The 23083-nt window shown below is 67.9% G+C and carries 23 protein-coding genes and 1 pseudogene; 10 read left to right on the forward strand and 14 right to left on the reverse strand.

What is annotated here, in order from left to right; translation table 11 throughout:
- Positions 1 to 12: 12 nt before the first annotated feature.
- On the reverse strand, positions 13 to 2820 hold the full coding sequence (locus OG589_RS39410) for a LuxR C-terminal-related transcriptional regulator (protein ID WP_405143689.1): 2808 nt from the start codon (positions 2818 to 2820) through the stop codon (positions 13 to 15).
- A 177-nt stretch (positions 2821 to 2997) separates the two neighbouring features.
- On the opposite strand from OG589_RS39410, the gene OG589_RS39415 reads away from it, so the two are divergent.
- From OG589_RS39415 to OG589_RS39425, 3 genes are all read left to right on the forward strand, one after another.
- On the forward strand, positions 2998 to 3354 hold the full coding sequence (locus OG589_RS39415; RefSeq protein ID WP_405143690.1) for a VOC family protein: 357 nt from the start codon (positions 2998 to 3000) through the stop codon (positions 3352 to 3354).
- A gap of 81 nt (positions 3355 to 3435) precedes the next feature.
- On the forward strand, positions 3436 to 4047 hold the full coding sequence (locus OG589_RS39420) for a glyoxalase (RefSeq protein WP_405143691.1): 612 nt from the start codon (positions 3436 to 3438) through the stop codon (positions 4045 to 4047).
- Positions 4048 to 4407: 360 nt separating this feature from the next.
- On the forward strand, positions 4408 to 4860 hold the full coding sequence (locus OG589_RS39425) for an iron chaperone (RefSeq protein ID WP_405143693.1): 453 nt from the start codon (positions 4408 to 4410) through the stop codon (positions 4858 to 4860).
- 287 nt (positions 4861 to 5147) lie between these two features.
- On the opposite strand, the gene OG589_RS39430 is transcribed toward OG589_RS39425, so the two are convergent.
- The gene (locus OG589_RS39430; RefSeq protein WP_405143694.1) at positions 5148 to 5288 is read right to left on the reverse strand and encodes a hypothetical protein; all 141 of its coding nucleotides are present in this window, start codon (positions 5286 to 5288) and stop codon (positions 5148 to 5150) included.
- Between the two features lie 248 nt (positions 5289 to 5536).
- Complete coding sequence (lgt, locus tag OG589_RS39435) at positions 5537 to 6433, reverse strand: prolipoprotein diacylglyceryl transferase (RefSeq protein ID WP_405143695.1); 897 nt, start codon at positions 6431 to 6433, stop codon at positions 5537 to 5539.
- Between the two features lie 337 nt (positions 6434 to 6770).
- Between lgt and OG589_RS39440 the strand changes: the two genes are divergently transcribed.
- On the forward strand, positions 6771 to 7142 hold the full coding sequence (locus OG589_RS39440; protein ID WP_405143697.1) for a hypothetical protein: 372 nt from the start codon (positions 6771 to 6773) through the stop codon (positions 7140 to 7142).
- Here OG589_RS39440 and OG589_RS39445 read toward each other — a convergent pair.
- From OG589_RS39445 to OG589_RS39460, 4 genes are read right to left on the reverse strand one after another with little or no spacing between them, the layout of a single operon-like run.
- Positions 7085 to 8008 carry a LysR family transcriptional regulator gene (locus OG589_RS39445; RefSeq protein ID WP_405143698.1) on the reverse strand — a complete coding sequence of 308 codons (924 nt, stop codon included), beginning with the start codon at positions 8006 to 8008 and terminating at the stop codon, positions 7085 to 7087. The genes OG589_RS39440 and OG589_RS39445 overlap by 58 nt on opposite strands.
- Positions 8009 to 8019: 11 nt before the next feature.
- A complete protein-coding gene (locus OG589_RS39450) occupies positions 8020 to 9147 on the reverse strand; it encodes an NAD(P)/FAD-dependent oxidoreductase (protein ID WP_405143699.1) in 1128 nt (375 codons plus the stop codon).
- Between the two features lie 11 nt (positions 9148 to 9158).
- Positions 9159 to 9347 (reverse strand): ferredoxin, encoded by a 189-nt coding sequence (locus OG589_RS39455; RefSeq protein WP_061261667.1) that lies wholly within the window; start codon positions 9345 to 9347, stop codon positions 9159 to 9161.
- The gene (locus tag OG589_RS39460) at positions 9344 to 10516 is read right to left on the reverse strand and encodes a cytochrome P450 (protein WP_405143700.1); all 1173 of its coding nucleotides are present in this window, start codon (positions 10514 to 10516) and stop codon (positions 9344 to 9346) included. The genes OG589_RS39455 and OG589_RS39460 overlap by 4 nt, the downstream gene beginning before the upstream one ends.
- Positions 10517 to 11162: 646 nt before the next feature.
- Here OG589_RS39460 and OG589_RS39465 point away from each other — a divergent pair.
- Complete coding sequence (locus OG589_RS39465; protein WP_405143701.1) at positions 11163 to 11474, forward strand: hypothetical protein; 312 nt, start codon at positions 11163 to 11165, stop codon at positions 11472 to 11474.
- A complete protein-coding gene (locus OG589_RS39470) occupies positions 11450 to 11866 on the forward strand; it encodes a PIN domain-containing protein (protein ID WP_405143702.1) in 417 nt (138 codons plus the stop codon). Before OG589_RS39465 ends, OG589_RS39470 begins: the two co-directional genes overlap by 25 nt.
- Before the next feature lie 304 nt (positions 11867 to 12170).
- Here OG589_RS39470 and OG589_RS39475 read toward each other — a convergent pair whose 3' ends face one another.
- Positions 12171 to 12842: a lytic polysaccharide monooxygenase gene (locus tag OG589_RS39475; RefSeq protein WP_405143703.1), complete on the reverse strand. Its 672-nt coding sequence runs from the start codon at positions 12840 to 12842 to the stop codon at positions 12171 to 12173.
- 521 nt (positions 12843 to 13363) lie between these two features.
- A complete protein-coding gene (locus tag OG589_RS39480; protein ID WP_405143704.1) occupies positions 13364 to 15295 on the reverse strand; it encodes a S8 family peptidase in 1932 nt (643 codons plus the stop codon).
- A 284-nt stretch (positions 15296 to 15579) separates the two neighbouring features.
- Here OG589_RS39480 and OG589_RS39485 point away from each other — a divergent pair, with 284 nt between their 5' ends.
- Entirely contained in the window at positions 15580 to 15918 is a 339-nt protein-coding gene (locus tag OG589_RS39485; RefSeq protein WP_405143705.1) for a zinc ribbon domain-containing protein, read from the forward strand.
- A gap of 252 nt (positions 15919 to 16170) precedes the next feature.
- On the opposite strand, the gene katG is transcribed toward OG589_RS39485, so the two are convergent.
- The 5 genes and pseudogenes from katG to OG589_RS39510 all read right to left on the reverse strand — a co-directional run bounded on the left by katG (position 16171) and on the right by OG589_RS39510 (position 21070).
- On the reverse strand, positions 16171 to 18402 hold the full coding sequence (katG, locus tag OG589_RS39490; protein WP_405143706.1) for a catalase/peroxidase HPI: 2232 nt from the start codon (positions 18400 to 18402) through the stop codon (positions 16171 to 16173).
- Between the two features lie 33 nt (positions 18403 to 18435).
- A complete protein-coding gene (locus tag OG589_RS39495) occupies positions 18436 to 18873 on the reverse strand; it encodes a Fur family transcriptional regulator (protein ID WP_405143707.1) in 438 nt (145 codons plus the stop codon).
- Between the two features lie 56 nt (positions 18874 to 18929).
- Positions 18930 to 19178: pseudogene (locus tag OG589_RS39500) on the reverse strand (winged helix-turn-helix transcriptional regulator); the annotation flags it as partial.
- Between the two features lie 310 nt (positions 19179 to 19488).
- Complete coding sequence (locus OG589_RS39505) at positions 19489 to 20118, reverse strand: DUF899 domain-containing protein (RefSeq protein WP_405143708.1); 630 nt, start codon at positions 20116 to 20118, stop codon at positions 19489 to 19491.
- A 97-nt stretch (positions 20119 to 20215) separates the two neighbouring features.
- Positions 20216 to 21070, reverse strand: coding sequence for an NBR1-Ig-like domain-containing protein (locus tag OG589_RS39510; RefSeq protein WP_405143709.1), 855 nt, complete (start codon positions 21068 to 21070; stop codon positions 20216 to 20218).
- Between the two features lie 294 nt (positions 21071 to 21364).
- On the opposite strand from OG589_RS39510, the gene OG589_RS39515 reads away from it, so the two are divergent.
- From OG589_RS39515 to OG589_RS39525, 3 genes are all read left to right on the forward strand, one after another.
- Complete coding sequence (locus OG589_RS39515) at positions 21365 to 21487, forward strand: hypothetical protein (RefSeq protein ID WP_405143710.1); 123 nt, start codon at positions 21365 to 21367, stop codon at positions 21485 to 21487.
- Between the two features lie 20 nt (positions 21488 to 21507).
- Entirely contained in the window at positions 21508 to 21852 is a 345-nt protein-coding gene (locus OG589_RS39520) for a hypothetical protein (RefSeq protein WP_405143711.1), read from the forward strand.
- Positions 21853 to 21977: 125 nt separating this feature from the next.
- Entirely contained in the window at positions 21978 to 23012 is a 1035-nt protein-coding gene (locus OG589_RS39525) for a lytic murein transglycosylase (protein WP_405143712.1), read from the forward strand.
- Positions 23013 to 23083 lie beyond the last annotated feature (71 nt).

Below are 23083 nucleotides of genomic sequence, written 5' to 3' on the forward strand. Positions count from 1 at the left end.
CCACAACCGAGGTCAGCTCGGGTGTTGGGGTGGGGCCATCGGGGCGAGGCCGAGATCGGCGAGCGCGGCGGCGCCGCAGACGGCATGGTCGCCGCCGGCGAGCACCAGGGTCCGTGCCGACTGGTACCGGCAGCCGGCGGCGTCGAAGGCGTCTACCGTGGCGAGCAGTCGCTCCTGGTCATTGTCGAGCAGTGCTTCGGCACGCTCCACGATGGCACTGGCGACCGGGTTTCCGGCCGTGATGGTCCGTGCGTCGGCCAGGCGGTCGCGAGCGTCGGGGCTCCCGGCGAGCACGGTGGCCTCTGCGCGTAGCGCCACGTACCAGTGAAGCCAGATCCAGGTGACCCACTTCCACACCTGCCTGGGCTCGGGGGCCATCCGCTCCAGCGCCTCCGATGCCTGTCCGTGGTGCAGCAGAAGCATCGCGTCGAAGACCGCCCCGTAGCCGTAGGTTTGTTCCGGAGGGGTGCCGAACTGGTCCAGGACCGTCTCCCATTCGCGCCGGGCGTCGTGGTCGTCGCGCAGGCCGTAGATCATCATCACTGCCACCACCGCCGGGCCGAGGGCTGACCTGGCAGGGCTGCCGGCCCGCCGCCACGCGTCGAGGAACCGGACGCTGCCAGTGAGCACCTGGTCGACGTTGCCCGCCAACGCGTCGGCGACCAGCAGCCAGCTCATGGCGCGGTGGCCGACCTCGGCCAGCAACGGATGATCTGCGAGTTGCCGTGCCCACCGGCGAGCCCCTGGTAGATCGCCGGTGCCGAGGCTGGCCTCGGCGGCCTCACCGAGCGCCTCGATCAGCTCGTGGGTAGCGGCCGGCGTATTCGATGTGGACGACAGCAGCGTGATCCGGCGCCGGGCCGTGGCGGCGGCGGCGAACGTGTCACCGGACCAGCTCAGGGCACCGGTCAGCACATCGAGCGCGGCGGATTCGGCGAGTGGATCACCCGCACGGTGGGTCAGTTCGACAGCCCGTTTGGCACGCGCGATCGTCTCTGGTGCGGATTTGTCGGGTTGACCCTGGACGGCACCGACCGCGTCGTTGAGCGCCCGCCCTGCCTCGGCCAACGCCACCATGGCCTGTGCTGCCGGGTCCTCACGGGCCAGTTCCCGCGCCTGGGCGATGAACGCGACCGTCTCCTCCGATGGCAGCTTCCGCGCGAACTTGCCCAAGAACCGGTACGCGTTGGTGGCGATGGTCGCCAAGTCACAGGCGGCGCCGGCGGTGTCCCCGGTGCGGAGGGCGGCTTCCGTGGCCGCGCGGTGGAGGCGGTACATGTCATCACCACGCATCCGGCATCCGGCCACGGCCGCAGCATGCCGGAGCATCGACGCGGTGGTGGCGGGATCATCGGCGAGCGCGGCGGCCTGCTCATAACGCCCCTGGGATTCGCCGACCAGGTGACGGGTGAAAGTCAGCTCCGCCAGGTACCGGGCGAGGTGGCAGGCATCCGCGCGCTGCTCCGGCTGGTCGGCCGCCCAGGCCAGGGCGGCGCGGAGATCGTCCGTAACCGCGTCGAACCGGGCCCGCCAGTCCGCTCCCACCACCGCCAGGTCGGCGGCCTTGGCCAGGCACCAGCGAAGGTGCCGGGATCGTATCTCGACCAGCTCACCGGCCTCGGTGAGCCGCTCCGTCCCGTACTGTCGGATGGTCTCCAACGCCCGATAGCCGGTCCCGCTCGGGCCGGCCGTCACCACCAGCAGGCTCTGTTCGGCGAGCCGGGCCAGTCCGTCGGCGACAACGCCTTCCTGGGACCCGGTGACATCCGCCGCCGCAGCAGCGGTGAACGGCGCCACGAACACCGACACCTGGCGCAGCAGCGCCCGGTCGGCCGGCTCCAGCAGGGCATGGCTCCAGTCCAGCGCCGCCCGCACCGAGCGATGCCGGTCTTCGGCACGGGAGCCGCCGGTGAGCATCCGGAGCGGGTGGGACAGGGCGGCGGTGATGCCGTCCAGTCCGAGGGTGGGACACCGGGCGGCGGCCAGTTCGATCGCCAGCGCCATCCCGTCCAGCCGCTCGCAGATCGAGGCGATCTGGTCGAACAGTGGAGGATCCAGCGGCCGGCCGACCGCCGCCGCCCGTTCCTTGAACAACGCGACCGCGTCCGACTCGCCGTCGACGGCCAGCGACAGCGGTGGTACCTGATACACCCGTTCGAACGGCACCATCAGCCGGGCCCGGCTGGTCGCCAGCACCGTCACTCGAGGGCACGCCGCGAGCAGCCGCTCGAGAAACAGCGCCACCCCGTCCCGTACCTGCTCGCAGTTGTCCAACACCAGCAAGGTATGACGGTCGGCCAGCGCGGCGACCACGGACTCGGTCATGTCTCGGCCGGGCTGCTCGCCGAGGCCGAGCGCACCGGCGACCGCGGCCGCGACCATACCCGGGTCGGTAACCGGCACCAGATCGACGAACCATACCCCATCGGCGTACGCATCGGCCGCGTCCGCGGCCACTGTCAACGCGAGCCGGGTCTTGCCCACTCCGCCGGGACCGACCGCGGTCACCTGCCGGTACGCCTTGATCAGCTCGGTCAGCTCGGCCCGCTCGCTCACCCGGCCGATGAACGAGGTCAGTGGGGCCGGCAGGACCGGCGGTGCCCCGTGAGACTCGTCGTCGGCGCGGGCGAACTCGGCCACTCGCCCGGCGAGCGCCCGCCGATCCGGCACCTCCAGCTTGCGCAGCAGCGAGGAGATGTGGCTCTCCACGGTACGCACCGAGATGCACAGCCGTGCCCCGATCTCGGCATTGCTGAAATGCTGCCCGACCAGTTCCAGCACCTCGGCCTCCCGAGGCGAAATATCCACTGTCGCTGCCACTGTCCCAGTCTGCCGCAAACCCTCCATGTCCCATCCGCAGCGGCCACCGTGCGCGATCCGTGTTCTCGATCCGTGGGCGGTTCCGTGGTGGCCACGGATGCGGACCGGCCGGGCCGGGCGAAAAGCTGTGAACACGTACACGGCGGGTCGATCTGACCCACGACTACAGGAGTGACCATGACCGGCTCTTCCACCCGGGGAATCAAGACCGTGCTGCACCCCGTGTCCGACCTGGCGAAGGCCAGGGCGGTGTATGCGGCCCTGCTCGGTATCCCGCCGCAGACCGACTCGTCCTACTACGTCGGCTTCGAGGCCGAGGGCCAGCACATCGGGCTGGTGCCGGGCGGTGGACCGCAGGGCATGACCTCGCCGGTGGCCTACTGGCACGTGCCGGACATCGAGGCGACGCTGGCCGAGGTGACCGCCGCGGGGGCCACCGTGAAGGAGGCCGCGCACGAGGTCGGTGGCGGCCGCCTGGTGGCCACCGTCATCGACCCTGATGGCAACGTCCTCGGGCTCCTGCAGGACCGGTGAGCGCCGGACCTGTATCTGCCATGTGCGCGGCGTGACGGCCGCCGGCAAGACGACAAACCCACCTCGCTCAAAGGACCTGCCATGACCTCCTTCGCATCCATCACCCTGGAAGTTCCCGACCCCACGGCCGCGGACGACTTCTACAAAGCCTTCGGTCTGGACCCTTACATGAACGTACGCGCCTCGGACGCGCCGACGACCGGCTTCCGTGGGTTCGCGTTGTCCCTCGTGGTGTCCCAGCCGGGCAACGTCGACGCCTTCATCGGCGCCGCCCTCGACGCCGGCGCCACGACGCTGAGGCCGGCCACGAAGGGGTTCTGGGGCTACGGCGGCGTCGTACGCGCCCCGGACGGGACGATCTGCAAGGTCGCGACCTCGAAGAAGAAGGACACCGGCCCTGCCGCACGGCACATCGACCAGGTCGCGCTCCTGTTGGGAGTGGCGGACGTCAAGGCGAGCAAGCGGTTCTATGTCGACCGCGGCCTGGCCGTGGCGAAGAGCTTCGGCGGCAAGTATGTCGAGTTCGACACCCCGTCGTCGGCCGTCACGCTGGCGCTCTACCCACGCCGCGCCCTGGCCAAGGACACCGGTGTCTCCCAGGAGGGCACGGGATCGCACCGGCTCGTGATCGGCAGCGACGCCGGGCCCTTCACCGACCCGGACGGGTTCGCATGGGAGGCCGCATCCGTCTGAGGCGGGCGGCAGGGCGACCTCGACAGCATCCTCACGCAGGTACAGGCCGCTGGTGCTGAGTCATGACAGGGAAACCGACAGCGCAGCCGTACGGCGTTCGCGACCGCGGCACCCGCGAGCAACACAACGAGCCGCCGATAGTTTCGCATCCCGCGCCGCATCCAGGCTTGGCGCGAGGAGAACGAACTGCCCGACCGCGAGCTGATGCGCGACAGCCGCTGGTTGGTCTGACGCCTCGGCCAGACACGCCACCTGGCCAAGGCCCAAAGGCTCCACGGTCCGGTGACACCGACCGAGTAGAGGACCATCAGGTCCTTTTACAAGACTCCGAATATCAAGATCTTCAAGGAGAAGTCTGCCATGAGCAACGCCGAAAGTAGCACGTACGAGGGATTCACGGCCGAGGAGCGGGCCGCGATGAAGGAGCACGCCCAAGAGCAGAAGAAGGCAGCGCGCCGCGGCTCGCGGGCGGACAAGGCGGCGGAGGCGGAGCGGGACGTGCTCGCGAAGATCGCCGAGATGCAGGACTCGGACCGGGTCATGGCCGAGCGCGTCCATGCCGTCGTCAAAGCCGGCGCTCCGGTCCTGGAGCCGAAGCTCTGGTACGGGATGCCCGCCTATGCGCTGAACGGCAAAATCGTCTGCTTCTTCCAGAGCGCGGCGAAGTTCAAGGCGCGCTACGCGACGCTCGGGTTCAACGACCCGGCGAAGCTGGACGAGGGCCCGATGTGGCCGACCGCTTTCGCCCTGACCGAGGTGACGGCCGAGGTGGAGGCGCGTATCAGTGCGCTCGTGAAGCAGGCGGTGAGCTAAGGCGCGCCCGGTGCGGCAGCCGTGGCCGGCCTACTTGCCTAACCTGACTTAACGACTTTCAAGTGGCTGACCAGCTAGATCGCCTGACAACCCTAGATAACGGTGGCCCCGGCAGCGTTGCCGGGGCCATCTTTTTCACACGTCTCCATCTTGAGTGACGCCGGCGCGGTTCGTCAGTTCTGCTCCGAGCACCGGTGTCAACGCAGGTGACCCTTCGGCCTGGTGCCCGGCTGGGCTGACGACCTCTTCGGAGTAGCCGGGATTGCTAAGACCTCCGGCAGGTGGTTTTAGGCCTGCTCGGAGGTCTCGTTCTTGTCCTGGGCCACGAAGGAGCCCATGCCCGGGGCGGTGATGATGAGGCCGTCTTCGTGGAGCTTGGCGGTCACTTTGCGGATGGTCACGCGGGCGACGCCGAACTCACCTTCCATTCGGACCTCGGAGACGGGTAGCGGGGCGGGTAGCGGGGCGGGTACTCGCGCGACTGGATGCGTGCGCGTACGACCTCGTAATCTGCACCCACTTGGGTCGCGTCGGGTCGTAGATGATCACTCGGCAACGTTGCTGTACAGCGACCTCATCCGATGACCCGCCCTGGTAATACGGCGCCAAGCGGCAAGTACCTGAAGTGTGCACTTGCCACAACAGTATTCGGGAGGCTTACGGCATGTTGGTCGCGTCAGGTGCTCCCGATGGGATCGGAGGCCTGCACGCCGTTCTCCTCGTGCGAGGCCTTGTGTTGTGAGGCCGGTACCACGATCTGTTCGGTGTCCTTGTTACGCGTCACCCAGAGATAGACCAGCGCGCCGACGAACAGCACGATCGAGGTCCACTGGTTGATCCGCAGCCCCAGGAGCGTCACCGCGTGGTCCACTCCGCCCACCGGGTCGATCCGCAGCCTCTCGATCCAGAACCGCCCGAACGTGTAGCCGGCGACGTAGAGGGCGAACAGGCGGCCGTGGCGCAGCGTGAACCGCCTGCCGGCCAGGATCAGTCCGAAACCGAGCGCCGCGTCCCACAGCGACTCGTACAGGAACGTCGGGTGGTAGAGCACGCCTGGTTCGCCGCCGTGCGCCTGGTCGATCTCCAGGCCCCACGGCAACGTGGTCGGACTGCCGTACAGCTCCTGGTTGAACCAGTTGCCCCAGCGGGCGATCGCCTGCCCGAACGCGATGCTGGGCGCGACCGTGTCGGCCACGGCGCCCAGAGACAGCCCCCGGCGGCGGCAGGCCAGCCACACGCCCACGCCTCCCAGGGCGACCGCGCCCCAGATGCTGAGCCCGCCTTCCCAGATGAACAGCGCCCGGTAGGGCTCCTTGATCGCGCGCGGGCCGAAGTAGGTCTGCCAGTCGGTGATGACGTGGTAGAGGCGAGCGCCGATCAGACCGAAGATCACTGCGGGGACCGCGATGTCGCTGATCGTGCCCTTCTCGCCGCCGCGGGCGCGCCAGCGGCGCTCGCTAAGCCAGATGCCGAAGCCGATCGCGAGGACGAAGCACAATGCGTAGGCCCGGATCGGGATGAATCCGAGATACCAGACCCCTTCGGAAGGGCTTGGAATCGAGGCAAGGGGCATGCCGGTGAGGCTAGTCACCGTGAGGCCACTTGGCCGCCTTCGTGACCTGATCGAAAACCTTCTACGACGTGACGCGGCATAGACGAACCGGTGCATTCGACGGCGGCCTTGATACGGTCCTCGGCCGTGCTGGGCTTGCTACCAGAAACGCCGTCCCGAAGCCAGCGACGGCCATCGCCGCGCGCCTGGGGCCCGCGCCGCGAGTACACGTCAGCGACCTGCCAGCCTCGGTGCTCGACCAGCGCCCGACAGTCGGCTTCCTGGCGGGCGACGTCCGGTACGGCACCCGCACGATCCTGGCTGATACGGCAGTAGATCGCAGTCCTTCGGGTCTCGGTTGACCTTGGTCGATCTCACAGACAGCGATCTCCAGCGCATGAGCCTCCTGGTGGAGGCCTACGCCGGCCTCCCTCTTGGTGCTGTGGACGCCTCCGTCATAGCCGTGGCTGAACGCTTGGGCATCACAGAGGTGGCCACCCTTGATCGTCGTCACTTCACAGTCGTCCGCCCTTGGCACACCACGGCACTCGTATTGCTTCTGAGACACCCTGAGCTCCGATGGCTCCCTACGTCCTGGGCTCGCGAGCGAGCGCCGGGTCAGCCGCGCGGGCCGATTCCTGGCCCAGTCCGGCGCTGTGAGGCTAGTCGGCATCAGAGATGCGTTGCGACGTCGAACAGTAGCGCCCGAAGCCATTCGATGAAGTACTGATCAGCCAGTCGGGGGTTCCAGACCATGTCGATCCCGAGCCCGGGAAGTGGGAACGGGAACTCCTCGATCCGCAGGTCGGCAAGTGTCCGCATGGCGGCGGCGACTTGGTAGCGAAGGAGAGCGACGCCGCCCGCGCGTGCGACCAGGAAAGGTACCAGCAGGAAGTCGGAGATCAACTGGCTGACACGGTAGGGGATCCCCTTCTCCTCCAGCACCGAATAGGGGAAGACCCGCCGATCAGTGTCGACGACGATGTGCGGCTGTGTGGTCAGCAGGTCGAGCGCGTTCGCGTCCGGTGGCGTGTCCGGTGAGGCCACCACCACACAGCGGTCGTTGTAGAGGCGCTCGCGCGGATACGGTGAGAAGTGCCCCTCGGAGAGCAGCACGACGTCGACGCCCCTGTCGGTGAAAGTGGCCTCGGTCGGCACCGTGATCGTACGTAGACGCAACGTGGCGCGAGGAGCATGCTCGGCAATGAGCCGCGTCAGTTGAGGGCCGACGACGAACGCCGTGCTGTTCGTCATGGCGATCGTGATGACGCGCTGATCCGTGGCGGGGTCGAAGCAGGGGAAGTTCACGATGCGTGCCGTCTGTTGCAGGGCACTGCGCAGCGGCGCGATCAGCTCCTGTGCCCGCGGGGTCAGGGTGACGCCTGCCCCCTGCCGGACGACGAGTTCGTCACCCAGCAGACGCCGCATTCTCGTGAGGGCGTGGCTCATCGCCGGCTGTGACAGACCGACTCGTTCCGCCGCCCTGGTCACCGAACGCTCTTCCAGGAGCGCGAGGAGGGGCACCAACAGGTTGAGGTTGACCGATGTCAGCCGGTCCAACCCCGAACCTGTGGCGTCCTCTCCGTCGTGTCCCATGGAGAAGAACTTTACGCGGCTGCCTGACTCATACGACGCAGCCGGGGAATCGGGACCCGGTAGTTGAGCGCCGCGGCCACACCGGTCCCGTTATCGTGTGACCAGCGCATCAACGCCGGCCCGCCACCGGGCTCTCCGTCGACGTACGTCGGTTCCCCCTCCAGCGGTAGATAGCCCACCGCCTTGAGGCTCAGCCCGAACTGCTCGGTCCAGAAGTACGGCTGGAACTGGAGCGGCGGCGCGTCGTCGCCGCGGACAAGTGCCCTGGCGGCGGCCTTCGCCTGCTCGATCGCACTGCTCCAGAGGGGGATGCGGCGCAGGCCGTACGGAGTGGGGAAAGCCGCGAGGTCACCGACGGCCGCGACGTCGGGCCGGACCAGCCCACGCGAGTCGACCGGGATGGCGCCCTTCGCCGCAAGTCCCGTGTCCGCGAGCCATTCCGTGTTGGGTACGTCGCCGACGGCGGTCATGATCATCTCTGCCTCGAGGACCGCGCCCTCGTCAAGGACGACCCGAGTACTCCCCTCACGCCGTTCGAGCCGTGCCGACCCGGTCTCGACGATGGTGAGCTTTTGGTCCAGCGCGGCCTTGACGAAGACGTCGGCGAGGTATGGACCGAGCTGGACGATCAGCGGCACGCCCTGGGAGACGAGGGTGACCTGGCAGCCGGCGGCCAGGCACCCCGAGGCGATCTCCATTCCGAGCGGGCCTCCGCCCACCACAATGACCGATGGCCTGGCCGCCAGCCGGCTGCGCAGGGACAGCGCGTCATCGAGTCCGCGCAGGGTGAGTTCCTCGGAAAGGTCGGACAACCGTCGCGCCCGGGAGCCGGTGGCCAGGACGACGCGGTCGTACGGCAGAGCCGTGCCGTCGCCGAGGGTGACGAGCCGACGATCGAGGTCGAGTGCGGTCGCACGTACGCCCAGAAGTTCGGTCGCCGCGTGGCTGGTCGGCGGAAGCTCGTGCGACGACATGTCGTCGCCGTCGAGCAGGAGCGCCTTCGACAGGGCCGGGCGGCTGTACGCCGGGTGCGGCTCGTCGCCGACGATGGTCAGCTCGCCGTCGAAGCCGGCCTCGCGGAGCGTGTCGGCCGCGGTCAGCCCGGCGATCCCGTTGCCGACGACAACGACGCGGTCCATCGTGCCCCCGCTCATGCGATCCGCAGCGCCGCGACCGGACACACGCGGACAGCGGCGTTCGCCAGGGCGGCGTCGGCCTCGTCGACCTCCTCGCGGTCCAGCACGAGCTCGCCGTCGTCGTCGAGGTGCATGAGCTGCGGGGCGGCCTCCTCGCACAGGCCGTGGCCTTCACAGCGGGGACGGTCAAGAACGATCTTCATGCGGGGATCACCCCCAGGACGGGGAGTTCCTCGATGCTCCGGGTGATGTTGCTGGGAACACGGACCTCGGGCCCGACGACGAGGCGCTTGACGCGCCGGGAAAGCGCTTCGATCACAGCGTGAGCCTCCAGGCGCGCGAGTCCCTGGCCCGCGCAGCCGTGAGGGCCGTAGCCGAACGACAGATGGTCGACCGGATCGCGCTCGACGAGGAAGGCGTCCGGGTTCTCGTAGTGCCGGGGGTCGCGGTTGCCGGCGCCGAGCAGGAGCGCGATCTGTGCGCCTGCCGGGATGACGGTCCCGTCGATGTCGACGTCCTTGGTGGCGCGCCGGCCCCAGGCGTTGACGGGAGGCCAGAAGCGCAGCACCTCGTTGAACGCCCCCGGTACCAGTGCCGGGTTCTTGCGGATCAGATCGAGCTGGTCGGGGTGCGAGGCGAAGAGGGCGACGATGTTGCCGATCGCCGCCACGGTGGTGTCGACGCCGGCACCGAGGTACTGGTGGATGATGTGGCCGGCCGTGTCCGGCGGAATGGCGCCACGTGCCTCGGCGTCGAAGATGCCGCGGCCCACGGACCCTTCGGCCAGGTCGGTGGCTTTGACCTGGGAGCACCATTCGTAGAGCTCGCTGGCGATGGGGAAGCTCTCGGCCGTGCGCTGGTTCATCGGACCGAGGACCTGCATGGCGGCCTGTCCCCAGCGCAGCATGTTGTCGCGCACGTGGCCAGTGAAGCCGATCAGGTCCGCGACGACCTCCAGCGGGAAGGCCCGAGCGAGGGCGTCGATGGCCTCGAAGGAGCCCTTCTCGACGAGCTCGGCGATGAGAACGTCCGCCTTCGCCTCGATCCGGCCCTTGAGTCCGCGCAGCGCACGCGGTGAAAGGTTCTCGGTGAGCGTGGCACGCAGCTGGGTGTGCACCGGCGGATCGGACGCGAGCGAGGTGCCGGTGAGCGCCTCGTTGGCCATCGGATTGAATGCGATCGAGGTCGAGGAGAACGACTCCCAGTCCGGGAGTGCATCACGGATGACGCCGTACCGCGTCAGCGCGTGGACATCGTTCTTCCGGAGGTGGACGACGGGGCCCTGCTCCCGCAGTTCGGCGTAGACGGGGTACGGGTCGAGTACGACCTCGTCGGCGAAGAGGTCGACGTCGGAGGTAGGCGGGGTGGTCATGTCCTCAGTGAAGTGGCTGGCCTCACATCGAGCAAGTGAATGTTTTACATGCTGTTACATGCATGACATTCATGTGCCACACGGGCTGGAAGATCCTCCGACGCCCAGGTCGTCACTCGGCCCCGGCCTGACGGCACCCGGCAAGTGGCCGGTTCAGTGCATCCGCGCAACTCTCAGACACCTGCACAAGCAAGTGGTTAGTTCCCGACGCTTCTACCGAGCCTTCGACCGGATCACCAGCGTGCTGGATCCTGCCCGCACCGACCGGCGCACCCGCTTGCCCCAAGCACAAGGCCGTCCAGCACGCCAAGAGTGCCCCCGGCATCCGTCGCGACGTCCATTAGCGCGTGGGCGGTGTTGGCCGCGACACGGGCGTGACCTGCCCCGTAGGCCTCACCACAGGCGAAGCCTGATCCAGACAGGGCCACGCCCATGAGGGGCGTGGTCCTCGTTCTACGCCGCTCGCGGTTGTGAAGCGGCCCTCGCTCCGCTCGGACTGTCTCCATTGGGGCTCCCGCCCCAAACTCCAAGGCAGGGGCTTCGCGCCCGCACCCCGCCCGTGCGTATGTCCGCACCTGGAGAAAGATCTTCACTTGCCCGCGCCTACACGGGGGTAATTTGCTACTGGCAGTAGTAAAGTGACAGCGTGAGCGAGTCTGAGCTGGAATTCCCCCTTGGGGAGGGTCCTGCTACCAAGATCAGCGTCTCCTTGCGCGCAGGTAACGTCCGTGCTGTGCGGGAACGCGTCGGGGCGCGTGGATTCTCTGCCTATGTAGATGCGGCGGTTGAGCGCCAGATCGAGCGCGACCTGCTGGAGGAGGCGCTACAAGCCAACGAGGGTGAGGCCGGTCCTATCCCGGAGGCATTCCGGGACGAGGCGGCAGAGTTGTTTCGCAGCGTGAAGTCCGCTCCCGAGCTTCAGGAGGGGGACGGATGGCACGGGCGCGAAGCAAGCTGAGTGCCGGCACGGTGGTTCTGGACTCGGAGGGGCTGTCGAAGTGGTGTGCGGCCGACCAGCGAGTTACGGCGATCGTGCGAGAGGCGCAGAACAACGACTTCCGTGTAGTCGTCTGTGCCATGACACCGATAGAGGCTTTTGAAGTTCGTGTAAAGAGTGATCGACTTCGCTGGTACCTATCTCGGCTGCGAGTCGAGGCTGTCACTGAGGAGATCTCTCTGCACGCTCTTGAGCTGCTCCGCGCTGGGGGCCTCCATGGACACAAGTACGCGATCGACGCAGTCGTGGCCGCCACCGCACTCCGGGCGATCAAACCGGTCATCGTCCTGACGTCAGATGCGGACGACATGCTGAAGCTGTGTGGCAAAGCAGTCCGGGTCGTGAGCGTCTGAGTGATCCAGCCCTCCGTAGCCTGGACTGGCAGCTGGTTGTCTGATTTGGCTCGTATTGGTCGTCCAGGCTGTCCGGAGCTGGGAGCGAGATGAGCCCTGGCCTGCGGCTACGAGCTTGCCGAGGTTTCTCTGGGCGCTGCCCCTGGGCTGCTTCAGTGGCAGGAGGTCCAGCCATAGGGCCGAGCCGAGCGGAAAGACCGTCAAGATCGTTGGGTCTGATGTCCTTGGGCCGCCAAGGCGGCTGCCCGAGCGAGGGGCCCGCCGGAGCGCGGCCGGCGGGCCCGGTGTGAGGATCAGGGCAGGATCAGCCCACGAAGTTCACGTCGCTGCACATGAAGAACGTCTGGTCCATGTGCGAGGCCTGCCAGATCATGTAGACCACGGCGCGGCCGCTGCGCCCTGAGGTGCTCAGGTTGACCGAGTAGTACTGGCCGGGGCTGTACTTCCCGGTCTTAGTGAGCAATTGCAGATCGTTCCAGGTGAGTGCCTGACGGGTGGGGTCGAAACCCTGACGGGTGACGTAGACGAGGAGATAGTCGGCGCCGTGGCCGGCCTGGTCCCACAGCTTGACGGTGAAGTTGTTGCGGATGTCTTTCGCCTTCCACGCGCCGGGTACGTCCAGCGCGTTGTAGCGGCCGTTCTCGGCGTGTCCGCCGCTGCACAGCTGGCCGTTCGGGATCGCGGCCTGGAAGTTGCCGCCGAGGTACATGCGGTAGAGCCCGTTCCAGTTCCACATGGCCGTCGTGTCGGCCTGCCACGCCTGCCAGCACATGGGATCCTGCTGCGCCATGGCCGGGTTCTGGAAGTCACTCCCCCAGCGCAGCCAGCAGCCGTAGTGGCGGGAGGCCGGGTCCACAAGCGAGCCGTGAGCGGAGGCGGCGCCGGCCCAGGTCACCAGGCAGGCCACTATGGCGGTCAGCAGAGCCGTGGTACGGACGGCCCAGCGACGGGCCCGGACATGGGGATGTGAATGCACGTTGGGTCTCCGATCTTCCGCGTGATCCGAGTTGCAGGAGCGCTCCCAAATGCGTCGCCGCGACAGTAACTGACCAGATTTTGTTTGGATAGTTCACCAACAAAGTCGGAGCGGCTCCATACTGGGTCAAACAAGATCGAAGTGGCGATGACCTGGCCATTCAACGGGCATGGTAGGCATCGCGACGGCTGCCCAACCCTGTACCTTTCAGACCTGACCGGCGTCCGGTCAGGTGAAGGGCCTGCCGGCCGCCGGCGACGCCCGACCCATCGGCCCACCCTGACGTAAAGGGCGGGCCCTGGCGGGAAATGGCCTTCGCTGCGCTCGGACAGTGCTTTGTCTGGGCTCCGGCTCAATCCTGGCCGCCGAGACCGAAACTCCGTGCCGGAGAGGGTGACGGGCGCCGTCGGAGACCGCCGAGTCCACACCGCCCACGCTCAGAATCAGTGAGCGGCCGTCGGAGAACGTGTCGGATGCCGGTCACGCCGTGGTGTGGCCGGCATCCGTCTTACGTTCGGCCGCTACTTGTTGACGTACTTGTACAGGTAGACGGCCGCCTGCTTGAGCTGGGTGGACGTGCCATTGGCGGTGCGGTGCTTCTCGGCGATGCCGACGGCCTTCTTCAGCGTCGTGCTGCCGTGGACCTTGGCGGAGCCGTTGTAGACGCCATGGGCGTAGTTGAGCCAGGCGGCCAGCAGCTCACGGTCGATCAATGCCTTGGCGGTCGTGCTCTTGGTCGCGAGGACCTTGTACGCCTTGCCGAGGGAACCGGCGTCGGTCACCTCCTGGAAGACTTTGCTGCCGTTCTGGGCGAGCGACAGGTAGCAGACGAGGGTCTTGTCATCCAGCTTCCCCTTGCCGCGGAGGAGTTCGGTGGCCCACCGCTTGGCGTTCAGCGGCTTGGTGCCCTTGCCCCGCCGGCACGTGTCCGGCACGGGCAGAGGGTCGGTGACCGTGCCGGGGTCGGTCGGGACGGGCGTTTGGCTTTGCGTGGGCGTGGGCGTGGGCGTGGGCGTGGGCGTGGGCGTGGGCGTCGCGGTGGGCGTGGCCGTGGGGGTCGCGGTCGGGGTGACGGTCGGCGTCGGAGTCGCGGTGGGCTTGAGCGGGAGGGCGGCGACGAGGTCGATCCGCTTGGTGGTCACCGTGGTGCCGCCGCTGCTGTAGGTGATGCTCTTGCCGGTGGTCTGCAGCTTCTCGACAAGCCCTTCGCCAGGCAGGTTCGGGTAGGCCTGCCGGACCAGTGCCAGGGCCCCCGCGACGTGGGGTGCGGCCATGGAGGTGCCGCTCAGGGCCTTGAAAGTGTTGCCGGGCATGGCGGAGTTGATGGCCACGCCGGGCGCGAAGAGGTCGAGCAGAGGACCGCGGTTGCCGAAGGGGGCGGGATTGTCGTGGTCGTCGGTCGCGCCGACCGCTACCACCGAGGAGATGCAGGCGGGGCTGGCCACGCCGTCCTCGTGCCGGCCGTTGCCCGCCGCGACGACGGTGGTCACGCCGAAGTCCTTGAGCCAGAGGATCTCCCACTTGAGAGCCCCGTAAGCGGGGTCCTGGTCGCAGTGGACCTTGTGCTTCGGACCTACGCCGAGGCTCAAGTTGGCCGCTACGACGTTCAGCCCCGCGTGCACCTGGTCGACGTATTGCAGCGCGAGCTTCTGGTCGGAGGTGAAGCTGAGGAAGCACGGTGCGGAGGTGGCCAGTTCCCGGCAGATGGGGCCGTTGAACCGGGAGAACACCTGGATCGGCAGGATGCCCGCTTCCGGCGCGACGCCACCGGAGGGCGCGGTTCCGGCCTTCTTCCCGGCCGCGATGCCCGCGACGTGCGTGCCGTGGTAGCACTTGACCGCGCCGTTCACGACGCATTTCGCGGTCTCGGCGTCGGCCGCGCCCACGCCGATCTGGGACGGCTGGCCGTTGGGGCACAACGAGTCGGCCTGGTAGAGCGGGTCGGGATCGGAGGTGGAGAAGCAGGCCTCGCGTACGATCCGCCCGGCGAAGAACGGGTGATCCCGGTCGATCCCGGTGTCGAGGATCGCGATGGTGGAGCCCTTGCCGGTCCAGCCCGCCTTGTTGGCCTTGTCCGAACCGATCAGCCTGGTGCTGACGTCGAGCGTCGGTTTGCTCAACTCGTCCTTGTAGATGGCCTTGACCAGGTCGTCGGACATGGCCGCGGCGAGGGTCGGCTTGTCGATGGTGGCGACGAGGAAGTCGCTGGAGCTCGTCTTGTCGATGACCGCGGTCTCGCTCGAGGCCGCTTCGAGGGTCTCGGCCACACGGGCGACGTAGCCTCTGACCTCCACGATCGCGCGTACCTTCTTGCCGTTGTTCACCTCGGCCAAGAGGTTTTTCGCCACAGCCGGGGCAGCGGCCGTGGCCTGAGCCGGTGCCCCGACGGCTAGCGCGGCCGTCGCGGTGATGGCGAGCACAGCGGTGCTCGCCAGTAGAGACCGTAGTCTCACTGGTCCTCCGAGGGGGGAGTGAACCGTCCTGAACCGGACGGGCTGAGGAAGTGAGGAAGCCATCGGCAGGCAGAGGGAGCTGAACTGCGGAAATGCTCAGCTACACGGTCGCCTCCGTTGCCGATGTCTGGAAAAATCCCCATGCGCGTTAAACGCGAGGCTCAGCGTACTGAGTGGGACCGACGAAAGACGTGACATCCAGTCAGGCCGGACCTCGACGGTGTATCGACTTCGAACCGGTCGTCCGGACGCCTGTCGGCTCTTGCGGCCTCACGGGGGCATGAATGCCGCGGAAGAGCGCTTCAAGGAGATCTAGCCAGGAATCCCGGCCGTTCAGGGCCGGGAGGAATGGCTTCCCTACTTGCGCCCGGACGCTCGGGACGTTCATCGCCTACAAGGCGATCCGAGCCGGGGTCCCGATGGTGCATGTGGATCCGGCCTACACCTCCCAGGGGTGTTCGGCCTGCGGTCACATCGACAAGAAGAACCGGACCACCCAGGCGACCTTTGTTTGCACGTCGTGCGGCTTCGCTGAGCACGCCGACGTGAACGCAGCCCGCAACATCGCCTCGCGCGGTGTTGCGGCCTGGGCAGTGAGTTACGCTGCCGACGACGCAGCCTGACCCGTGCACCCCATGCACAGTGAGGAGCTGCAAGCTCGGCCCTTCACTTCAGGGCCGAGAAGCTGACGGAGAGTCGCCTTCCTTGAGGACAACGGCGAGATCCTCGATTACCGGGACGTGGACGAGCCTGAAAGACTGGTCCATGCGGTGACGACGGGCGAGTGTCAGGGTGTCGCCGACCCCGTACCGTCGGAGATTCTTCGGACTGAGGACGTCCAGGTCGGCCGGCGCGGGCCGACCTGGACGTCATGATCAGACGAGGTCGAACCGGTCGAGGTTCATCACCTTGTCCCACGCCGCGACGAATTCGTTCACGAACTTCTCCTTCGCGTCGTCGCTCGCGTAGACCTCCGCGAGCGCGCGCAGCTCGGAGTTCGACCCGAAGACGAGGTCGGCACGGCTGCCGGTCCACTTGACCTCGCCCGTGGCGGCGTCGCGACCCTCGAACGTGTTCGCGTCCTCGGACGTCGCCTTCCACGTCGTGCCCAGGTCGAGCAGGTTGACGAAGAAGTCGTTGGTCAGAGACCCGGGGGTCGTGGTGAAGACGCCGTGCGGCGCCTGCTGGTAATTCGCGCCCAGGACGCGGAGGCCACCGACGAGGACCGTCATCTCGGGGGCGCTCAGGGTCAGCAGGTTCGCCCGGTCGATCAGCAGGTACTCGGCAGGCAGTCTGTGGCCCTTCCCGAGGTAGTTGCGGAACCCGTCGGCGGTCGGCTCGAGCGCGGCGAACGACTCCACGTCGGTCTGCTCCTGCGACGCGTCCACGCGGCCCGGCGTGAAGGGGACCTGGACGTCGAAGCCGGCGTCCTTGGCGGCCCGCTCGACGGCCGCGCCGCCGGCGAGCACGATCAGGTCGGCGAGCGAGATCCGCTTGCCGCCGGTCTGGGCGGTGTTGAAGGACTCCTGGATCCCCTCCAGGGTGCGCAGCACCGTCGTGAGCTGGTCGGGGTCGTTGACCTCCCACCCGCTCTGCGGTTCGAGGCGGATGCGCGCGCCGTTGGCGCCGCCGCGCTTGTCACCGCCGCGGAAGGTCGAGGCCGACGCCCACGCGGTGGACACGAGCTGAGACACCGACAGGCCCGAGGCGAGGATCTGGCCCTTGAGGGAGGCGATGTCCCCGGCGTCGACGAGCTCGTGCGTCACCGCGGGGAGAGGGTCCTGCCAGAGCAGCGTCTCGGCCGGGACCTCCGGGCCGAGGTAGCGCACGACCGGGCCCATGTCGCGGTGGGTCAGCTTGAACCACGCCCGGGCGAAGGCGTCCGCGAACTCGTCGGGGTTCTCGTGGAAGCGCCGTGAGATCTGCTCGTAGATCGGGTCCACGCGGAGCGCGAGGTCGCTGGTCAGCATCGTCGGGGCGTGGCTCTTCGATGGGTCGTGGGCGTCGGGGACCGTACCCGCCCCGGCGCCGTCCTTCGGCTTCCACTGGTGCGCGCCGGCGGGGCTCTTGCTCAGCTCCCACTCGTAGCCGAACAGGATCTCGAAGAAGCTGTTGTCCCACTTGGTCGGGGTGGGTGTCCAGGTGACCTCGAGACCGCTGGTGATCGTGTCTCCGCCCTTGCCGGTGCCGAACGTGTTGTTCCAGCCGAAGCCCTGCTGCTCGATCGGGGCGGCCTCGGGATCGGGGCCGACGTGGTCCGCCGGGCCCGCACCGTGGGTCTTGCCGAAGGTGTGACCACCCGCGATCAGGGCGACCGTCTCCTCGTCGTTCATCGCCATCCGGCGGAACGTCTCACGGATGTCGCGGGCCGAGGCGAGCGGGTCGGGGTTGCCGTTCGGGCCCTCCGGGTTGACGTAGATGAGGCCCATCTGCACCGCGCCCAGGGGGTTCTCCAGCTCACGGTCGCCGGTGTAGCGCTGGTCGTCGAGCCAGGTCGACTCGGGACCCCAGTAGACGTCCTCCTCGGGCTCCCACACGTCCTCACGTCCGCCGGCATAGCCGAAGGTCTTGAAGCCCATCGACTCCAGGGCGACGTTGCCGGCGAGGATCATGAGGTCGGCCCACGAGAGCGCCTGGCCGTACTTCTTCTTGACCGGCCACAGCAGGCGGCGAGCCTTGTCGAGGTTCCCGTTGTCCGGCCAGCTGTTGAGGGGGGCGAAGCGCTGCTGGCCGGCCCCGGCGCCGCCGCGGCCGTCGCTGATCCGGTAGGTGCCCGCGCTGTGCCACGCCATCCGGATGATGAGCGGGCCGTAGTGGCCGAAATCGGCCGGCCACCAGTCCTGCGAGGTCGTCAGCACCTCCGCGATGTCCTGCTTCACGGCCGGGAGATCGAGGCCCTTGAACGCCTCGGCGTAGCTGAACTCCTCGCCGAGGGGGTTGGCCACGGCGGGGTTCTTGGCGAGGATCTTCAGGTTGAGCCGCTCCGGCCACCACTGGCGGTTTCCACCGCCCTGAGTCGGGTGCGGGGCACGCCCGTGCGCGACCGGGCAGCCACCTCCGTCCTCCGTCTTCGCGTCTGTGACGATTGCATCATGGTTCTCAGACATGGGAATCCTTCTGAACTAGGCGGATCAGGGTGCTCAGGAACTGCGGGTGGTGGAACAGCCGAGGCACAGGCCCCAGTAGATGACCTCGGCCTCGTCAATCGAGAAGCCGTGGTCGTCGGACGCGGTCAGGCAGGGCGCCTCGCCGGCCGCGCAGTCGACGTCGGCGACGACACCGCACGACCGGCACACGATGTGGTGGTGGTTGTCCCCGACGCGTCCCTCGAACCGGGCTGCGCTGCCGGCCGGTTCGATGCGGCGTACGAGTCCCGCCGCGGTGAGCGCGTGGAGGGCCTCATACACGGCTTGAAGGGAGATATGGCCTACGCGATCACGCACCCCGGAGGCGATCGCCTCGACGCCGAGGTGGTCACCGCCCCGGACGGTCTCGAGCAGTGCGACGCGGGCGGCCGTCACTCGCAGGCCTGCCCCGCGCAGCTCCTCAGCGGTGGTCGGAGTCTTGGGTGCGGTCACGGCGCCAAACCTATCTACATAAACACGAACTACTCAAGACAGCGAATAGCCCAAGTTTAGTGCCGCGTCAGGCGACGTCCGCCCTGTTGCGGCGTGACGCGCCGTCCGGATAGTGATCTTGGGGGCGCATCGATGTGCGTCTCGGCCCAGTTCTTGATGGCCTGCATCATGGGTAGCAGGGTGACGCCCAACGAGGTGAGCGAGTAGTCGACGCGTACCGGGACAGAGGGTGTGATCGACCGGGACACCGACCCGTCGCGTTCCAGGGTGCGCAGGGTCTGGGTGAGCATCTTCTGGGAGATCCCGGCGACGGTACGGGAGTTGACCTGGCACTCGGTCCGGAGCGCTCACCAAGGCGGGCCTGCTGCCGGCTCTTCAGCTCGCGAGGTGTCGTGAGCACGGCTTCCGGCCAGATGTCCTTTGCCGGCGTCAACTCCGGCGACGCGGGCAGCCTGTCCGGTCGCCTTGGCGGACCCTGAGCCGTGCAACCGGCTCCCACAAGGACTATCGCCAGGAACGTGACCAACCATCTCAAGCCACGTTTCGGCCGCATGCGCTGTCAGACGATCGCCTGCGAGAAAGGTTCCATGAGCGCCGACGGCTCTCGCGGCTCGTCTATCCGTATGTGGGGTGCTGGGGCCAGCCGGGGGGTGAGTCCTCCCAGTCTTCCTGCCGGCCGTAGGGGGTGAGGTCGAGGATGCTGTTGGCGAAGACGAGCCGGTCGACGCCGCGTGCGGTGGTGTTGTACGTCCGGTAGACGTCCTCGCCGTCGCGCAGGAACACACTCAGCATGAAGCCGCGACCGGCGCCGCAGTCGTCCGCGAACGACGTGCCGTGCGATGAAACGAAAGGCATGGTCCAGCCCATGCGGGCCTTGTACGCCTCGATCTGGGCGAGCGGCATGGTCGACACGGTCACCCACGTGACCCCGCGGTCGCCCAGCAGGGCCGGCCCGGCCGAGGGGACGCCGTTCGTGAACCAGGTGCAGCCCGGGCAGTAGTGGTCCGGCCCGATGTTCATGAACTGGTAGACGACCAGCTGCCCCCGGCCCTCGAACAGCTCCAGGAGGGTCTTCATGCCGGTCGGCGTGTCGAACGCGTACCCGTTGTCGAACTTGACCATCGGGAGGCGGCGGCGCCGCGCGGCGATCGCGTCGAGCGCGCGGGTGGCTTCCTTCTCGGCCTTGAGCAGCTCATCGCGGGCCTGCTGCCATTCCTCGGCCGTGACGATGTTGGGTTTCTCCATCCGCCGATTGTGTCCGCCGGCACCGACAAAATCCCGGGGGGCCTCACGAACCTTCCGCCCGGCCACTCGCTATGAGGAGCGCGGAGTAGCCCGCGGTTCAGGACGCGCCCACCTGGACATCCAGGAACACCGGGCGCTTGGCCGGGAACAGTGATCGGCCCTGCGCGTCGGTCATCTTCCAGTAGATGCGGCAGTTCACGGGTTTGTTCGGAGCCTGCACGCGCACCGCGATGTCCACGGTCTGGCCAGGCGCCGTCGGCGGTACGCTCACCGCTTCCGGTGATCGGCATGGCGCGGTGTTGATGCGAGCCAGACGCCTGCCCTCCCAGGGCATCGTCCCGGTGTTGCGAATCCTCCACACTTTCTTGAACGACGAGCCCTGTCGTACTTTCGAGCCGTCCGGGTACGTTATGTCACCCACGAATTCAGAGTCATCTCTGGCAATCGTGCTCGCCGCCGGCGGTGCTGGGGGATCACCTTGGTCCACGGTCGTCGCCAGATGGAGGAACCTCAGGCCGGCCATGATGATCGCGGCCAAGGCCATGACGCCGACGATGGCAAGGCTTCGCCGAGCGGGTCTCGGTGCAGGCGCGGGAACCGTCACCACGTCGGCTGTGGCGGCCGGCAGCGCATGTACGGGCAGGTCGGCGGCCGCCGCTCCATCGGATGCGTCCTCGACAGCGCCGGTGCCGGCGGAACAGGCCGCCTTCGTGCGCTCCCAGAGCTCCCGCCACTCGCGTTCGGTCTCCTCGGGATCACGCCCAAGCCGATGGACCGCGAGGACCCGTACGAACTCCCAAGTCGTCTCCCAACTCGGCAACTTCCGCCCCTGGGCGGCGCTGGCCAGCGACGACTTCGACGCCGCCGCGCCGAGCCGGGAGGACATCTCGGCGTACGAGGGGTCGCCCGCCTCCTCCTTCAGCCGTAGGAGGCGGTCGGCGAAGGCCCCCACCGCACCCGAATCCGGATCAGGCCGTACCGGCTGCCGCCCCCGCCGCTTCCCACGATCCTGAGCCTGCACCTCGGCCCCACTTCCCCCGGCTACCTGTCAGCGCATCCAAATTATCCGACGACACGGTAAGCGATCAGTGAAGGGCTCCGCCCCGACCTTCCGCGAGACGCGTCGGCGCTGGGCCCGGGTCTCCGCGTCGCCGCAGGTCGACGCTCAGGTCAGATTTGTCCAATGTCCAGCTTCGCCGCTCGGGCGAACCTTGGACAAAGATCGCTAGGGTGGCCCGCCCTTCTGATGGCACTGTGGCGGAAACCCCTGACGTCGATCACTGGAGGCGTCACCCCCGCCACCGACGCCGCTCAGCGCGCCTGGTCCCGGCGGGACGGATACCTCGTCCCCGGCGAGGTGACCGGATGACACCAGAAAAGGAGATCTTCATGTCCATGAACTCTCGTGGGGCAAGCCTGCGCACCCGAGTCGCCGTCGTTGCCGCCGCCTCCGTCGTCGCAGCCGGTCTCGGCGTCGGCGTCGGCGCCGCTCCGGCTTCGGCGGCCGTGCACCGCGGCGTCTCCGGCTGCTTCTCCTGGTCCTGGGGAGACGGCAACGTCTCAGTGACGGTGTACTGGCACAACCGGTGCGCCACCAAGCACAAGCTGAACATCAAGTACAGCCTCGGCTGGACGACCAAGAAATACACGGCGGTGGTCGGGGCCAACGGAAAGGGCCACAAGAAGTTCCAGACCGCTTCGATCGTGTCAATTACCGACGGGGGCCGCGCCTAGCCGACTACGGCTGGCATCGAGGGGTGCGGCGCGGCCACGCGCCGCACCCCTGCGTTAAGGAACACGATCGAGTGTCGCCGGGAAAACGGCCGGAGAGGGTCGGCGCTGCGCGTACGTTGGGTTCGATGAACGATCAGCACACCGCGACCGCACGGCCGGGGCGTCACCGGGACGCTTCAGGCGGCAGGCGGCCGGGCGTGGGAGCAGGCCGTTCGCGTGGGCGACTGCTGGTCGCCTCGCTGGTCAGCCTGGCCGTCTCCGTCTCCGTCTCCGGATGCGCCGGTTCGCAGAGCGCCGCTTCGTCGGCCGCTCCCCGCCAGACCGTGACACAGGCGCATCCAGGGCGGTCGGCGACGCCGCCGGCGAAGGAGCCCGCACGTCAGGCGCCCGTTCTCCCCGCCCCGGGTGCGGCGATCCCCAAGGACCCATCACGCCTGGCGGATGCCCTGACCAGCACCGTCGCGCGGCTTCGGCAGGCCACGGATGACTGGGTGCGCAAGGGGAATCCCGCCGAGGGACACGCCCCCGAGCCGGTCGTGCTGCTGGCTCTGCACCAGCAGCGCATTTACCGGTACCTGGCCCGCGATCCGAAGGTCGCTTCCCGCGTCTACGCCAGGCTGCCCAAGGCCCTGGCCAGGGATGCGGAAGACAATGTGACAGCCATCCACGATCTGCTGTCCCTCGCCCGGCCCATCAGCGGGTCGGCGAAATTCCGCGTCCAGCCTCCCGAGCCCGCGGGGGTCCTGCTCGGCCACTTCCGGCGTGCCGAGCGGCGGTTCGGCGTCGAGTGGGAGGTGCTGGCCGCGGTGATGTTCGTCGAGACCAAGTTCGGCCGCGTGAGGTCACCGAGCTACACCGGTGCCCTTGGACCCATGCAGTTCATGCCGGGAACATGGGCTGCCTACGGGATGGGCGGCGACGTCCACGACACCAGGGATGCCCTGCTCGCCGCGGCCAACTATCTGCACGCCTCGGGGGCACCGCGCGACTACCGGCGCGCACTGTACGCCTACAACCATTCCCAGGCGTACGTCGACGCGGTACTGCTGCACGCGCGCCAGATGAAGCGGGACATCAGGAACTACTACGGCTACTACAACTGGCAGGTGTACGTCGTCACCACCCATGGTGACCGCCGCCTCACCGGCCCCGGCCGATGACAGGGCGGCGGACCGCGTAGGAGGATCTCATAGAGGGGGCGAAATGGTGATCTCCTCCGGTAACGTCGCGT

The sequence above is a fragment of the Sphaerisporangium sp. NBC_01403 genome (assembly GCF_045040145.1).
Lineage (GTDB): Bacteria > Actinomycetota > Actinomycetes > Streptosporangiales > Streptosporangiaceae > Sphaerisporangium > Sphaerisporangium viridialbum.